Source organism: Streptomyces sp. NPDC060002, assembly GCF_042737245.1.
Lineage (GTDB): Bacteria > Actinomycetota > Actinomycetes > Streptomycetales > Streptomycetaceae > Streptomyces.
The window spans coordinates 44410-58797 of record NZ_JBHWUW010000001.1 but is presented as its reverse complement, the minus strand read 5'-3'; the positions used below and the strand labels follow the sequence as shown (position 1 = coordinate 58797).

The following is a 14388-nucleotide window of genomic DNA, read 5'->3' as shown; positions in this document are numbered from 1 at the left end:
GGCATGGCGGAGAGTGGACACGACGGGCGGCTCGCGGTCGGGCAGCGCCGCACCGGGCCGGACGGCCCGCCCGCCACCGGGCCGCGCTCGTCGTAGCAGGCAGCACCCGGTGAGCCGGGCACGGCCTGCTGGAGCACGTGCCTCGGCATGCCGCCCGGTGAGCCTGTCCCGCGGGACAGGCTCACCGGCGTCTCAGGCCGTGCCCTTCTGGCCGCCCTGGGTGAAGTCGCAGTCGTGCCGCATTGCGCAGCGCGTCAGGTGTGCGCGTACGGTTTCACACGGGTCCGCCATGATCAAGGAAAAATCCGGCAACCCGCCTGTGTACAAGTCTTCCCGGCTCCCGGTCTCAGTCGCGTACCCCCCACTCCTTGCGCCGTCGGGCGATCTGCTGGACCGGATCGCCGGTGTACGACCAGGGCGTGCGGGTCACCCGGTGGCCGAGGATCCGCAGGAGCGGCGTCGCCACGTCCGCGGTGCCCGCCGAACACGCCGCGTGCGCCAGGTAGTTGAAGTCGCGCAGCTCGCCCGGGGCGACGGCGTCCTCCTCGCGGCCCATGACCCAGCGTTCCCAGGTGCGGCGGACGTCGCTGACAGCGCCGTCGTTGTTCCAGTGCTGGCCGAGGCCCACCGCGGTGGAGCGGTCCTCGCGCGCGTCGAGGGCGTGGCGGAACTCCTCGACGCGGGCGTACTGCACCAGCACCGGCAGCGGACAGCCCGGCGGGGCCGCGCCTGCCGCGTCACGGGCGAAGTCGTACATCAGCCCGTGCGAGCCGTGCCAGCGGGCGGAGTAGTAGTGCAGCACCTGGAGGTGCCCCTCCATGCTGTACGGATCCCGCTGGTGCAACTCGTCCCACCAGCGGGCCAGTTCCTGTCGGCGCACCCCGGCCGGATAGAGGCGGGCGACCGAGATCAGCGAGGTCCACGGTGTCGGGTCGTCCAGGTACGCCTCGGCGGCGGACAGACACGCCAGTACCGCGCCGTCGACCCGGGTCTGGTCGATCGGCACGCCACGGCCCGCGGTGATCGCCACGTTGAACGCCCGGGCCGTCTCCGTGGCCGCCCGCAGCACCAGCGCGTCGGCGCTGTGCGGCTCGGCGGCCAGCCAGGTCTCCACCGTCGAACTCCCCGCGCAGGCCTGCGCCAGCAGCCGCACCCGGTGACCGCGGGAGAGCCAGTCGGGGCCGGTGGCGCGCAGCAGGTCCCGCAGACCCTGCCAGCGGCCGATGACGATGTCGTGCCGGGTGGAGGACAGGGGGGCGTCCCCGCAGTCGGGGTCGAAGTCGGGAGCGAAGCGGTCGCGTGCCATCGGGTCCCCTCTCAGAAGTCGGTGGAGAGACCCTCGTGGCCGGCCGAGTGCGTCGCCGGGCGCCCCTCGGGCACGTAGTCGGCCTCGACGGTGCGCGAGGCGTCCAGCCGGGCGGGCCGGTAGTAGTCGCTGCCCTGCCGCCAGTACCAGAGCATCGGCACCAGCCCCACGGCGAGTCCGCCGATGCCGATGGCGACCGCAGCGGGGTTCAGCTCACCGAGCGACTCCACGAAGATCCAGAACATGAACACGGCGCCGAACAGCGGCCACAGCCCGCCGAGGAGGAAGTCGGAGGGGGACTTCAGCAGCGTCTTGCGGTAGGCGACGACCGCGGCGAGGCCCGCCAGTCCGTAGTAGACGGCGATCTGGAGGCCGATCGCCGCGATGGCGTCGGCGAGGATGTCGCCCACCGAGCCCAGCGCGTTGGAGGCGACGAACAGCACCAGCGCCACCCCGCCCACCACCGCGATCGCCACCCAGGGCGTGTTCCAGGTGCGGTGCACCCGGCCGAGCGCGGACGGCATCGTACGGTCCCGGCCCATAGCGAACAGCGAGCGCGTGACCTGGATCAGGGTCGTCTCCAGGGTGGCGACGGTGGACAGCATCACGGCCACGATCAGCACCTTGCCGCCCCAGCCCGGCCACACCTCCTCGCCCAGCGCCGCCAGCACGTTCGCGCCGTTGTCCTCGATCTGCTGCGAGCTGAGGATGACGTTCACCGCGATGGTGAAGACCTCGAAGAGGAGAAAGACGATGCCCACCCCGATCAGCCCCGCCAGGCCCGTCGTACGGCGGCTGTCGCGGGTTTCCTCGCTGAGGTTGCTGGTCACGTCCCAGCCCCAGTAGTAGAAGGCGGCGACCAGCGCGCCCGACGCGAAACCGGACACCCCGTCGAAATGGCCGAATCCGAGCCAGGACCAGTCGAACGGCAGCGAGTTGTCCGTGTGGAGGAGGGCGAGCACCGCGAACAGCGCCAGGATGGCCAGCTCCACACCCGACATGATCAACTGCGCGCGCACGGTGAGCCGGGCCCCGCCCAGCACCACGGCCAGCATCACCACGAACCAGGCGGCGCCGACGACGGTCGACAGTGCCGTGTCGTCGGCGAGGCCCTCGTCGAACAGGGCGAGCGTCATCGACCCGGCCGGCAGCGAGCCCGCCACCATGAAGATGGTCGCCGAGATCACCAGCGCCCAGCCGCTGATGAAGCCCAGGAAGGGGTGGAGCGTACGCCCCACCCAGGAGTAGCTGGCGCCCGCGTTGACGTCGATCCGGCTGAGTCGGCTGAAGGCCAGCGCGATGCCCAGCATCGGTATCGCGCAGTACAGCAGCGCCGCCGGTCCGGCCAGGCCCACGGCGCCGGCCAGAACCGCCGTGGTGGCGGCGATGGAATAGGCCGGCGCGCTGCCGGCGACCGCCATCACCACCGTGTCGAAGGTGCCCAGGACGTTCGCCTGGAGGCCTCTTCCGGTGCTGTTGCTCATGGTTGCGCTGCTTTCCGTCGTGCACGCCGCCCGGGCGGGGAGGACCCGGCGGCTATGGGGGGTGAGGGTGAGGCGCCGCCGTGCGTCGCGAGGGGATGACCTCGGGGGACGTCGGCGGGGAAGGACGCGGAGGGGACCGTCTCAGCACTGTGTTCGCGGACGGTCACACCGAGTGTGCGAGTGACTATAGCCCCAACGATTGAGGTTTCAAGATTGACCGATAAGTAATGTCCACGGCCGCCCGTGCGGCTGGCATGTGCCGTGATTGGAGTGGGCCGCACGGGAAACGCGGACGGGGAGACAGCAGCCCCCGACGGCGAAGGAGCAACCCATGGGTACGGAGTCCGAGGCGATGGGCGACGACGTCTACCAGCCCACCGGAACGAACGAGGAACAGCAGGACGCCGCTCCGCTCGACCTCCAGGGCGCCGTCGGGGAACGCACTTACGACGACACCCTCGACGAGGGCTACTCCCCGCCGGAGAAGCCGCTCGGCGTGACCAAGTACGGCACCACCGCGGCCGAACAGCACGACGGCGAAAGCCTCGACCAGCGCCTCGCCCAGGAGGTCCCGGACGTCTCGGAACCGGTCGGCGACGGCGTCGGCGACCTCCCGGGCGGCGAGGGCGAACCCGTCGACCCCGAGGCCGGCGACCGGCGCGCGGGACGGCTCGTCGCCCCCGACGAGGGCGCCCACCCCGACGCCACCCCACAGGAGATCGCCCAGGACGTGGGCATCGACGGCGGGGCCGCGGGCGCCGAGGAGGCCGCCGTCCACATCATCGACGAGTGAGCGCCTGCGGTCCCTGGCTTCCCGCTGCCCTCAGTCGCCGATGCGGTCCAACTGCCGTAGCCGGTTGGTGGCGTCGAGGGCGGCGACCTTGTACGACTCCGCCAGCGTCGGGTAGTTGAACACCGCGTCGACCAGATAGTCGACGGTCCCGCCACAGCCCATCACCGACTGCCCGATATGGATCAGCTCGGTCGCTCCGGTGCCGAAGCAGTGCACCCCGAGCAGCTTCCGGTCCCCGGGCGAGACCAGCAGTTTGAGCATGCCGTGGGCGTCGCCGATGATCTGCCCGCGGGCCAGTTCGCGGTAGCGGGCTATGCCCACCTCGAACGGCACGCTCTCCTCGGTGAGCTGGTCCTCCGTCCGCCCCACGAAGCTGATCTCCGGGATCGTGTAGATGCCGATCGGCTGGAGGTGGTGCATCTGCCCGACGGGCTCGCCGCACGCGTGGTACGCGGCCGCCCGGCCCTGCTCCATCGCCGTCGCCGCGAGCGCCGGGAAACCGATGACGTCGCCGACGGCGTAGATGTGCGGAACCGGCGTGCGGTAGTGCTCGTCGACCTCGATCCGGCCGCGCCGGTCCGCCGCCAACCCGGCCTTGTCCAGGCCCAGATCGTCGGTCAGGCCCTGCCGCCCCGCCGAGTACATCACCGCGTCGGCGGGGATCTTCTTGCCGCTCTCCAGCACGGTCAGCGCACCCCGCGCATGCCGTTCCACGGCGGCGACGGTCTCCCCGAAACGGAAGGTCACCGCCAGGTCCCGCAGGTGGTACTTGAGCGACTCGATGACCTCGACGTCGCACATGTCGAGCATCCCGGCCCGCTTCTCCACCACCGTCACCCGGCTGCCCAGCGCGGCGAACATGGACGCGTACTCCATGCCGATCACCCCGGCCCCGACGATCACCATGGACTGCGGAACCCGCTCGATCGTCAGGACGTTGTCGGAGTCGAGGATGGTCCGCCCGTCGAACTCCACGCTGTCCGGCCGGGCCGGCCGCGTCCCGGTGGCGATCACGACGTGCTCGGCGCTGATCAGCCTTTCCTGCCCGGTGATCTCGCGCAGCGCGACGGTGTGGGCGTCGACGAACCGGCCGGTGCCGGCGAACAGGGCGACATGGTTGCGGGACAGCTGACTGCGGATGACATCGATCTCCCGCCCGACCACGTGCTCGGTACGGGCGGTCAGATCGGCGACGGTGATGTTCTCCTTGAGGCGGTAACTCTGTCCGTACAGGTCCCGTTGGGTGAGACCGGTGAGATACAGCACCGCCTCGCGCAGGGTCTTGGAGGGAATGGTGCCGGTGTGGAGGGAGACCCCACCGACCATGTCGGGGCGGTCGACGACGGCGACCCGGCGGCCCAGTTTGGCCGCGGCGATGGCGGCCTTCTGGCCGCCGGGACCTGATCCGAGGACGAGCATGTCGAAGTCGGGCATCCTCGGGAGTCTGGCAGCCGCGGGGCCCGCCGCGAAAGGGTGAGCCCCGATTGCCCCGATTACTAGGGCAGCAGCTTCTCGATCGCGCTGGGTCCCTCCTCGGCGAGCTTGCGCCGCGCCCACTCGAGATTGCGCGGGGTGATGTCCCGGCCGGTGGCGAGGACCATGTCCTCCGGCGACACCTCGGTGCCGGTACGGGTGTGGAGCAGCTTGTCCGGGGTGGCGCGGTCCGGGGAGGGCTGGGCGGCGCCGGGCTCTGACGTCGGCATGATGTCTGCTCCTCGCGTCCGAAGGGAGGCTTCGGCCCGGTGCGGTCATCGGGTCCACTAACACCATTCATCCTGGAGCCGCACCCTGCAATCCGATCAGCTGCGGCTGAGATGCCGGGAAGATCGGCCCGGCGTCTAATGGCTCCATGGCACCCACCACCGCCGGGAACCCGCACCGCGGGGGACTGCGCAGGCTTGGCGCCTGGTGCGCCCGTCACTTCGTGATCGTCATCGTCGCCTGGATCGTGGCCGTCGTGGCCCTCCAGGCGGTCAACCGCTCCGTCGGCGGGACCTACGAGGACGACTTCCAGCTGCCGGGCGTGCAGTCCACCGAGGGCCTGGACGTGCTCAAGGCGCACGACCCGCAGGCCGGCGGCTACAGCAGCCAGATCGTCCTGCACGACGACCAGTCCGTGAGCACGCTGAGTTCCCAGCTGTCCACGGCCGTCGGCGACCTCCGGAAGCTCCCCCACGTGCTCACGGCCGTGGACCCGCTCTCCGTGACGTCGTCGAAGGTCGGCCCGGTGTCGAGCGACGGCAGGACCGCGTATGTCACCGTCCGCTTCGACGTACAGCCCTCCACCCTCGGCGACGACTACCTGACCGGCGTCGACGAAGCCGTCCAGCCGCTGCGGGCGGCCGGCGCCGACGTCGAGTACGGCGGTTCCCTCGGTGAGCTCGCCCGGCCCGCCGCGAACGACCGGATCAGCGAGCTGATCGGCTTCGCGGTCGCCATCGTCGTCCTGCTCGTCGGCTTCGGCAGCGTCATCGCGGCCGGACTGCCCCTGGTCACCGCCCTGATCAGCGTGGTCGGCGGACTCGCCTGCCTCGGGCTGCTGGCCGCCGCCTTCACCTTCGCCACCGTCTCGCCGACCCTCGCCACCATGATCGGACTGGGCGTCGGCATCGACTACGCCCTCTTCCTGACCACCCGGCACCGGCAGAACCTGATGGACGGCGCCGATCCCGCCGAGGCCGCCGGACACGCCAACGCCACCAGCGGCCGCGCCGTGCTCGTGTCCGGCACCACCGTGATCATCGCGCTCTTCGGTCTGTACGCGTCCGGGGTGTCCTTCATCGGCAAACTCGGACTCGCCGCCGCCGTCACCGTCGTCACCGCCGTCATCGGCGCCCTCACCCTCGTGCCGGCCCTGCTCGGGCTCATCGGCAGACACATCGACCGCTACCACGTCCGCAAACCGGTCGCCGAGACCGACGCCGAACCGGGCGCCGTCCCGCACGGCACCTGGCACCGCTACGCCAAGCGCGTCGAGCGCAGGCCCTGGGAGTACCTCGGCGCCGGCGTGGCCGTCATCGCGATCCTCGCCATCCCGGTCTTCTCCATCCAGCTCGGCCACATCGGCGACGGCGCCGACCCGACCTCCTTCACCGACCGGCGGGCCTACGACCTGATGACCGACGCCTTCGGGCCCGGCTCCAACGGCCCCCTCACCGTCGTCATCGACCAGACGTCCGTCCCCTCCGACAAGCGCTCCGACCTCTCCACCCAGGCGCAGAAGACGCTGAGCGCGGTGCCCGGCGCGGCCACGGTCACCCCGCTGACCCCCACCAGCGACGGCGACGTGCTGCTCGCGACCGTCTACTCCCAGCAGTCCCCGCAGGACGCGAGCACCACCGACCTGACGAACCGTCTCGTCGACGACACCCTCCCCGACGCGGTCTCCGGCTACGACGCCAAGGGCTATGTCACCGGCACCACGGCCGCCCAGGTCGACTTCCGCGACATCGTCGCCAGCCGGCTGCCCCTGATCATCGGCGTGGTCGTCCTGCTCGCCTTCCTGATCATCCTCGCCGTGTTCCGCGGCCTCCTCGTCGCGGTCAAGGCCGCCGTCCTCAACGTCCTGTCGATCACCGCCTCGTACGGCGTGGTCGTCGCCGTCTTCCAGTGGGGCTGGGGCGGGCCCGCGCTGGGCGTGCACGGTGACGTGCCCATCGAGAGCTATGTGCCGATGATGATGTTCGCGATCATCTTCGGCCTCAGCATGGACTACGAGATCTTCCTGCTGTCCCGGGTGCACGAGGCCTGGCTGCGCACCGGCGACGCCAAGGACTCGGTCGCCCACGCCCTGGAGATCACCGCCCGGGTCATCACCTGCGCGGCCCTGATCATGGTGAGCGTGTTCGCGGCGTTCATCATCAGCGACAACATCGTCGTCAAGATGCTGGGCCTGGGCCTCGCCGTCAGCGTGCTGATCGACGCCACCGTGGTGCGGCTGCTCATGGTGCCCGCCGTCATGACCCTGCTGGGGGCGCGCGCCTGGTGGACCCCGCACTGGCTGGACCGGATCCTGCCGCACATCGACGCCGAGGGCGACGCGGAGACCCTCAGCGGTCCGCCCGACCCACCGGCTCGAGAACGAGCATCGTGACGTCGTCGCGGACGGCGGGGCAGTGCCGCAGGACGTTCGTCCACACCCGTTCGGCCGTCGTCGCCGGGTCGGCGTCGGCGGCGAGGGCGGGCAGCCGGTCGAGCAGGGGGTAGAAGACTCCGTCGGCGTCTCTGGCCTCCGAGACGCCGTCGGAGGCCAGGAAGAGGCGGTCGCCGGGGCGCAGCGGCAGGACGTGCGCGGTGAGCGGGGCGCCCTCCGGGAGACCGAGCCCCAGGGGCGTCCACGGGACGACGTCCAGCTCCGTGGCCGTGCCCCCGCGCAGCAGCACCGGCGGCGGATGCCCGCAGACGACCACGCTCACGGCGTCCGCGTCCGGCGTGAACTCCAGCAGGACCGCCGTCGCGAACAGCTCGGCGTGCCGGACCCGCGCCGAGTCGACCGTCAGCCGTCGGTCCAGCCGGGCGGCGACCCGCGCCAGGTCCGGCTGGTCGAGCACCGCCTCCCGGAACGCCCCCAGGAGCGAGGCCACCGTCGCCACCGCCGCCAGCCCGTGCCCCTGGACGTCGCCCAGCACCGCCCGCACCCCGTGCTCGCTCGTCCGGACGTCGAAGAAGTCACCGCCGACCAGGGTCCCGCGCTGCGCCGCCCGGTACAGACCCGCGCAGCGCACCGGACCCACCCGCTCGGGGACCGGCGGCACCAAGGCGTTCTGCGCGGCCTCGGCGATCGTGCGCTCGGTGTCCAGCTGGGCGTCCCGGCGACGGCGGACGAACGCCACGAACACGCTCAGCACCGCGACGAAGGACACCGTCAGCACATCGGTCTGGCCCGGCTGGTCGAGCTGGAACGCGGGCAGGTTGAGCATCACGACCACGGCCGCGCCGAGCAGCGCGGTCGCCGCCGGACCGTACGACAGCACCGCCAGCGGCGGGATCGCGCCCAGCATGAACCCGATGTCCAGCGGCTCGGGACTGACCAGGGTGGCGACGCAGACGCCCGCGGCCAGCACGAGCGGCAGCGCCCGCACCCAGCGCGGCGGCGGCGCGCCCCGCAGCCAGCCCCGCCGCTCCCCGTCCAGTCGTCCCACATCCTCAACGCTCCACCGTGGCCGCGGCGGGCGCACGCCGAAAAACCGCTGGACGCGATCGAGGAGGCCCCCCTACCGTGTGATCGCACGCCCGGACACCCACGGAAGGAGGCGAGCGCCATGCGATCCACATTCGTCCCGCGCTCCCACTCCGTGACCCCGGCGTGCCGCGTCTGACCCACGTCCGACGCCCCGGGAGCGCACCACGCCGTACGCCACCCGGAGGAATCCGTGACCGATCTGGTCATCCGCGCTCTCGACGAGAGCGACGCCCATCTGTTCGACACCCTGCCCGACCCGCTGCGCGCCGCCGACGCCTTCGGCAGGATCGCCTACCGGCCCGACTGGAAGCGCGTCGCCCTGCGGGACGGCCGGGTCGTCGCCCGCGCCGTCTGGTGGGGCGGGCCCGAGGACACCGAACCGCTCGTGGTGCATTGGTTCGACTTCGCCGACGGCGAGGAGGAGGCCGCGGCCGAACTCCTGCGCACCGCCCCCTGGCAGGTCGGCCTGGAACTGGTCATGCCCGGCGGCTGGCGCGACGACCCCGCCATGCGGGCCGCCGTCGAGGCCCGCCACGCCGCCGCCCGCGCGGCCGGCCACATCCCGCTGGTGGAACGCTTCGTGTACCGCTGGACCCCGGAGTGCGGACTGCCGGACCGTCCCGGCCGCCTGCGCTTCGCCCCCGAACCGGACGACGCGGTGTTCTTCGACGCCCTGCGCCGGATCCACTCCGACACCCTCGACGTCCACGCCCGCAAGGCCATCAAGGAAGGCGGCCTCGGCCAAGCCGCCCAGGAGGAGATCGACTTCTTCCGCTGGTGCCCGTCACCGCGCGAGTGGTGGCAGGTCGCCCGCACCCCTGAGGGCGACCTGGCCGGCATCCACATCCCGGCCCACAACCCCTCAGGACCCTGTGTCGGCTTCATCGGTGTGCTGCCGGACCACCGGGGTCACGGCTACGCCTACGACCTGCTCGCCGAGTGCACCCACCATCTCGTCGAGCGGGGTGCCGAGTTCGTCGCGGCCGCCACGGACCAGGGGAACTTCCCGATGGCGGCGCACTTCGCGAAGGCCGGCTATCCGATCGTGCGGGAGCGGGTGAACTTCGAGCTCGGCTGACAGCCGACCGAGCCCTGGGACAGGTCCCGCCAGGTCCCGCCGAGTCCCTGCCGGTGCTGGTTGGGTACTGGCGGGCCCTGGCAGGTTCCAGGGGCTTTGAGGTGGCGGTGCGTCAGCGCGCTGCGGCCGCCAGCAGGGCCTCGGCGTCGGTCAGGATCTCCGTGACGCGCAGGCCGAACGCGGCGTCGCAGGCGTGGGGGCGGCCGTCACGGGCCGACGCGAGCAGTTCGTCCGCGGCCCGGGTGAGGGCGTCGGCGGCGTCGCCGCCACCCTGGGGGAGCCGAGTCACCCCGGCCGTGCCACGCAGTTCCACGCCCGCGCCCGTCGCCGCGGGCGGCGCCGTCAGACTGAGCGTCAGCGTGCTGGAGGCACCGTCCACATGGTCCATGACCACATGGACGGTGTCGCGGGGACCATGGGCCGCGGCCGTCACCCGGCGGACGTCGCCGAGGACCGGCAGCAGCACGGACAGCGCGTGCGGACCCACGTCCCACAGCGCGCCCTTCTCGCCCCGCCAGGGCGTGGCGAAGGGGTGGTCGCCCGTACCGTGGAACACGTCGCCCAGCCACTGGGCGTGCCCGGTGAACCACCCCCCGCTCTCCGCCTGTTCGGCGATCCAGGCGCAGGCCTCGGGCACGAACCGGGTGGTGAAGAAGACGACCGAGGCGACCCCGGCCTCCTGCGCGGCCCGGACCACGCCCCGCGCTCCCGCCACCGTCGCGGCGACGGGCTTGTCGAGCAGGAGATGACAGCCGGCCCCGGCGGCCCGCACCGCGAGCTGTGCCTGGACGTCCGGCGGCAGGGCGACGGCCACCGCGTCCACATCCGTGAGCAGGGCGTCCACGTCGTCGTAGGCCCGTGTCCCGTGCCGGTCGGCGAGTTCCTTCGCCGCCTCCGGGCGCCGGCCCCAGACGCCGGCGAAGTCGAGCGCGTCGTGCGCCTCCAGAACGGGGGCGTGGACCATCTGCGCCCACGGGCCGGTGCCGAGCAGACCGATGCGCATACCGCTGACTCTCCCTGGTGCCGACCGACGTGACGGGTGACGTCCTCGCCGGGACGCCGGTTCCGACCGCGAGCCTCGCACACCGCCGCCCTCCGGGACACCCCGAGCGGTACCCCCGGGCCGTCAGGCAGCCCGGGCCTGCGTCGACAGGGAGTCGTCCGCCACCGCGTCGGCGGCGGAGGCGCCCCGGACCAGGCGGAGATGCCGCCGGTGCCCGGCATGGCGCCGCTCGGCCCGGACCGGCGCGAGCAGGCGTTCCTCGACCCGGTCCAGGACCGCCGACAGCACGGACAGCAGCGGCAGCAGCAGTACGGCGACCCAGAGCACGGTTCTCTCCTCGGCAGGCGACGAGATGCCGGGTGCTCCGAATCGGGCCGCTGATGCCTGCCGGGCGCGGGTCAGGGCCCAGGCGGCGCGGCGAAACCCGTCAGCAGGGCGTCCGCCTGGGCCAGTCCGCTCTCCGCGGAGATCTCCCGCACGGTCTGCGCGGACCGGATCGTGGCGAACGCGACCCGACCGTCCTCGAGCCGGTAGCCGTACACGGCGGGCCTCGGCAGGCTGTTGTACGACCAGTGCGCCGAGAAGTAGTACCCGCCCGTGTCGTGCAGCACCACCAGGTCCCCCTCGGAGAGGGCGGGCAGTGGCCGGTCGTGCGCCACGACGTCCCCGGCGAAGCAGAGTGGTCCGGCGACGTCCTGCCGCACGAGGGGCGTCCGCTTGGGCGTGCCGTCCGGGCTGTACGCGGACACCCGCAGTGGCCAGGCCTCCGGCATGAAGACGGTGCGGGTGGCGACCTGCCCGCCGGCATGGGTGAGCGCGACCCGGCGTCCACCGGCGTCCTTGACGTACTCGACCAGGGCCGCCGTGAAGCCGTTCTTCGCGATCAGGGAGCGGCCGAACTCGGTGACCACCTGGTAGCGGCCGTCCAGCAGCGCCGGCTCGGCGGCGGTCAGCGCGGCCACGTATTCCGCGTAGGTGGGGGTGACCGTGTCGTCGGCGAAGTTCACCGGCAGCCCGCCGCCCAGGTCGAGGCTGGTCACCTGGCGGCGGCCGACGTACGCGTTGATCTCCTCGGCGAGCCGGTGCGTCTGGGCGAGGCCCTGCGCGATCAGCGGCAGCGGGCAGCCCTGCGAGCCCACGTGCGCGTGCAGCCGGGTCAGCCACGGCCGCCGCGCGAAGGCCTCGACGACGCGGGTGCGGGCCCCCGGGTCACGCAGGGCCACCCCGAACTTGGAGTGCGCGGTCGCCGTGCTCATCGCACCGATCGACCCGCCCCCGACCTGCGGGTTGACCCGAACCCCGAGCACCGACGCGCAGTCCTCGGGGCGCAGGGCGTCGATCCGGTCCAGCTCGTCGAGGTTGTCCGCGTTGAGCGCGACGCCCAGGGCGAGGGCCTCCCGGATCTCCCGGCGGGTCTTCGCCGGCGAGTCCAGCACGATGTGCGCCGGGGCGAACCCCGCGTCCAGCGCCAGGCGCAGCTCGCCGGGGCTCGCCACCTCGCAGCCCATGCCCGCGTCGGCGAGCAGCCGCAGCACCGGCACCAGGGAACAGGCCTTGGCGGCGAAGGTGTGCAGGACGTCCGGCACCTGTGCGAACGCCTCGTGCAGGCCGGCGACGCTGTCGCGCACGCCCCGCACGTCGACGAACCCGGCCAGCGGCCGGTCCTCGCCGAGCAGCCCGTCCGTGACGGCCTGCCGGACGGCGAGGGCGACGGGAGAGTCGTCGGTCGGCTGGTCGGTCCGTTGACCTGTCGCCTGGTCGGTGCGCTGGTCGGTGCGCTGGTTCTCGGTGGGGAGCAGCACGTGCTCGTCTCCTTCGGGCGAGGAAGGCCGTCACGCGGTCGGGTGACACTTCCAGATTCCTCCCGCGCCGGGCGCGCGTCTTCGGGGACCGGGCCAAAGACGAGCGGAACCTTTGTGCACGCGGACGAACGCAACGCCCCCTCGGGCGTCGGAGCGTCCGAGCGCGGGCACCCGAGCACCCGAGCGCTCAGGACCCCTCGGGCGGGACCAGCCGGACCGCGAGGGTCAGCAGCAGCCGGGTGTCGGGATCGTCGAGGTCCACGCCGTACCGCTCCCGGACCCGGCCCAGCCGGTAACGGAGCGTGTTGGCGTGCACGACCAGGCGCCGGGCCGCCTCGGGGACGTCGCCCCCGGCGTCGAAGTACGCGGCCAGGGTCCGTACCAGCTCACCGCCCGCGGCGAGGTCCGTGCGGATGAGGTCGTGGCACCGGCCCGCCGCAGGACCCCGTGTGCTCCCCGCCGACGATAGGCGTCATGGGCCGCGGCGCCGGCCGCACCGGGCCCGTCTCCCGGTTTCCTCCGGTGGAAAGCCACGAGACCGACGACCGCGATGCCGACGACCGCGAGACCGGTGATCACGAGACCGGTGACCGCGAGACCGGTGACCGCGATGCCGATGATCACGAGACCGGTGACCGCGAGACCGGTGACCGCAAGACCGGTGAGCACAAGACCGGTGACATCGCCGATCCCCGCGCACCGGCCCCGCCCCGACAGTGGCACCGCCAGCTCAGCGGCGGCGCCCCTCGCGGCCCGCCCGACCGAGAGGACGACTCGTCGTGCAGCATCACGTGCGCACCGGTGCGGCCCACCGCGCCTCCACCGGCTCCCCCCACCGCAGGTCCGGACAGCTCGCCAGGCTCGCCACGGCGGTCGCCGCCGTCGTCGGCCTCACCACGCTCAGCGGCCCCGGCGCGCAGGCGGCGGACAACCCCTACGAGCGGGGCCCGGCGCCGACCATCGCCGGTATCGAGGCGGTGCGCGGCCCGTACGCGGTCTCCCAGACCACCGTCTCCTCGCTCGCCGTCACGGGCTTCGGCGGTGGCACGATCTACTACCCGACCACCACCGGCGACGGCACCTTCGGCGCGATCGCCGTCGCACCCGGCTACACCGGGACCCAGTCCTCCATCGCCTGGCTGGGCCCGCGGCTGGCGTCCCAGGGCTTCGTCGTCTTCACCATCGACACCCTCACCACGCTGGACCAGCCCGACTCCCGCGGCCGTCAGCTGCTCGCGGCCCTGGACCACCTCACGCAGGTCAGCTCGGTCCGTACCCGGGTCGACAGCGGCCGGCTCGGCGTCATGGGCCACTCGATGGGCGGCGGAGGCAGCCTGGAGGCCGCCAAGGCGCGGCCCTCCCTCCAGGCCGCGATCCCGCTCACGCCGTGGAACCTCGACAAGTCCTGGCCCGAGGTCGGCACCCCCACGCTGATCGTCGGCGCCGACGGCGACACGGTCGCCCCCGTCGCGAGCCACGCGGAGCCGTTCTACTCCAGCCTGCCGTCCTCCCTGGACCGCGCCTACCTGGAGCTGAACAACGCCACTCACTTCACCCCGAACTCGTCGAACACGACGATCGCGAAGTACGGCATCTCGTGGCTGAAGCGCTTCATCGACAACGACACGCGCTACGAGCAGTTCCTGTGCCCGCTGCCGCAGCCGAGCACGACGATCGACGAGTACCGGGGCAACTGCCCGCACACCTCCTGAGACACCGTGAGGAGAACGGGGGCCGCTG

The 14388-nt window shown here is 72.4% G+C and carries 13 protein-coding genes; 4 read left to right on the top strand and 9 right to left on the bottom strand.

Annotation, left to right across the window (positions count from 1 at the left end; genetic code table 11):
• Nucleotides 1-346 precede the first annotated feature (346 nt).
• Together ACFWBD_RS00250 and ACFWBD_RS00245 are read right to left on the bottom strand one after the other, a co-directional pair.
• A complete protein-coding gene (locus tag ACFWBD_RS00250) occupies nt 347-1306 on the bottom strand; it encodes a hypothetical protein (RefSeq protein WP_385660427.1) in 960 nt (319 codons plus the stop codon).
• A gap of 11 nt (nt 1307-1317) precedes the next feature.
• The gene (locus tag ACFWBD_RS00245; RefSeq protein WP_385660424.1) at nt 1318-2790 is read right to left on the bottom strand and encodes an APC family permease; all 1473 of its coding nucleotides are present in this window, start codon (nt 2788-2790) and stop codon (nt 1318-1320) included.
• A 331-nt stretch (nt 2791-3121) separates the two neighbouring features.
• On the opposite strand from ACFWBD_RS00245, the gene ACFWBD_RS00240 reads away from it, so the two are divergent.
• Nucleotides 3122-3583, top strand: coding sequence for a DUF5709 domain-containing protein (locus ACFWBD_RS00240; RefSeq protein WP_385660421.1), 462 nt, complete (start codon nt 3122-3124; stop codon nt 3581-3583).
• 30 nt (nt 3584-3613) lie between these two features.
• Here ACFWBD_RS00240 and sthA read toward each other — a convergent pair whose 3' ends face one another.
• Together sthA and ACFWBD_RS00230 are read right to left on the bottom strand one after the other, a co-directional pair.
• Nucleotides 3614-5017, bottom strand: a complete 1404-nt coding sequence (sthA, locus tag ACFWBD_RS00235; RefSeq protein WP_385660419.1) for a Si-specific NAD(P)(+) transhydrogenase — start codon at nt 5015-5017, stop codon at nt 3614-3616.
• A 62-nt stretch (nt 5018-5079) separates the two neighbouring features.
• The gene (locus tag ACFWBD_RS00230; protein WP_355702865.1) at nt 5080-5286 is read right to left on the bottom strand and encodes a hypothetical protein; all 207 of its coding nucleotides are present in this window, start codon (nt 5284-5286) and stop codon (nt 5080-5082) included.
• 146 nt (nt 5287-5432) lie between these two features.
• Here ACFWBD_RS00230 and ACFWBD_RS00225 point away from each other — a divergent pair, with 146 nt between their 5' ends.
• Nucleotides 5433-7676, top strand: a complete 2244-nt coding sequence (locus tag ACFWBD_RS00225) for an MMPL family transporter (protein ID WP_385660416.1) — start codon at nt 5433-5435, stop codon at nt 7674-7676.
• Here ACFWBD_RS00225 and ACFWBD_RS00220 read toward each other — a convergent pair.
• Complete coding sequence (locus ACFWBD_RS00220) at nt 7633-8724, bottom strand: PP2C family protein-serine/threonine phosphatase (RefSeq protein ID WP_384124665.1); 1092 nt, start codon at nt 8722-8724, stop codon at nt 7633-7635. The two genes, ACFWBD_RS00225 and ACFWBD_RS00220, sit on opposite strands and share 44 nt — an antisense overlap.
• Nucleotides 8725-8955: 231 nt before the next feature.
• Here ACFWBD_RS00220 and ACFWBD_RS00215 point away from each other — a divergent pair, with 231 nt between their 5' ends.
• Nucleotides 8956-9843: a GNAT family N-acetyltransferase gene (locus tag ACFWBD_RS00215; RefSeq protein WP_385660413.1), complete on the top strand. Its 888-nt coding sequence runs from the start codon at nt 8956-8958 to the stop codon at nt 9841-9843.
• 112 nt (nt 9844-9955) lie between these two features.
• On the opposite strand, the gene ACFWBD_RS00210 is transcribed toward ACFWBD_RS00215, so the two are convergent.
• The 4 genes from ACFWBD_RS00210 to ACFWBD_RS00195 form a co-directional block, all read right to left on the bottom strand.
• On the bottom strand, nt 9956-10846 hold the full coding sequence (locus tag ACFWBD_RS00210) for a Gfo/Idh/MocA family protein (protein ID WP_385660410.1): 891 nt from the start codon (nt 10844-10846) through the stop codon (nt 9956-9958).
• Nucleotides 10847-10969: 123 nt separating this feature from the next.
• The gene (locus ACFWBD_RS00205; RefSeq protein WP_385660407.1) at nt 10970-11173 is read right to left on the bottom strand and encodes a hypothetical protein; all 204 of its coding nucleotides are present in this window, start codon (nt 11171-11173) and stop codon (nt 10970-10972) included.
• Between the two features lie 71 nt (nt 11174-11244).
• Nucleotides 11245-12648 carry a diaminopimelate decarboxylase gene (locus tag ACFWBD_RS00200; protein WP_385660403.1) on the bottom strand — a complete coding sequence of 468 codons (1404 nt, stop codon included), beginning with the start codon at nt 12646-12648 and terminating at the stop codon, nt 11245-11247.
• Between the two features lie 187 nt (nt 12649-12835).
• Complete coding sequence (locus tag ACFWBD_RS00195; protein ID WP_385661465.1) at nt 12836-13021, bottom strand: helix-turn-helix domain-containing protein; 186 nt, start codon at nt 13019-13021, stop codon at nt 12836-12838.
• A 418-nt stretch (nt 13022-13439) separates the two neighbouring features.
• On the opposite strand from ACFWBD_RS00195, the gene ACFWBD_RS00190 reads away from it, so the two are divergent.
• Nucleotides 13440-14360: a dienelactone hydrolase family protein gene (locus tag ACFWBD_RS00190; protein ID WP_385661463.1), complete on the top strand. Its 921-nt coding sequence runs from the start codon at nt 13440-13442 to the stop codon at nt 14358-14360.
• The last annotated feature ends 28 nt before the right edge of the window (nt 14361-14388 follow it).

Excerpts from the sequence above, each read along its gene's own strand:
- ACFWBD_RS00250 (WP_385660427.1), bottom strand. The coding sequence starts at position 1,306 with ATGGCACGCGACCGCTTCGCTCCCGACTTCGACCCCGACTGCGGGGAC.
- ACFWBD_RS00245 (WP_385660424.1), bottom strand. The coding sequence starts at position 2,790 with ATGAGCAACAGCACCGGAAGAGGCCTCCAGGCGAACGTCCTGGGCACC.
- ACFWBD_RS00240 (WP_385660421.1), top strand. The coding sequence starts at position 3,122 with ATGGGTACGGAGTCCGAGGCGATGGGCGACGACGTCTACCAGCCCACC.
- sthA (WP_385660419.1), bottom strand. The coding sequence starts at position 5,017 with ATGCCCGACTTCGACATGCTCGTCCTCGGATCAGGTCCCGGCGGCCAG.
- ACFWBD_RS00230 (WP_355702865.1), bottom strand. The coding sequence starts at position 5,286 with ATGCCGACGTCAGAGCCCGGCGCCGCCCAGCCCTCCCCGGACCGCGCC.
- ACFWBD_RS00225 (WP_385660416.1), top strand. The coding sequence starts at position 5,433 with ATGGCACCCACCACCGCCGGGAACCCGCACCGCGGGGGACTGCGCAGG.
- ACFWBD_RS00210 (WP_385660410.1), bottom strand. The coding sequence starts at position 10,846 with ATGCGCATCGGTCTGCTCGGCACCGGCCCGTGGGCGCAGATGGTCCAC.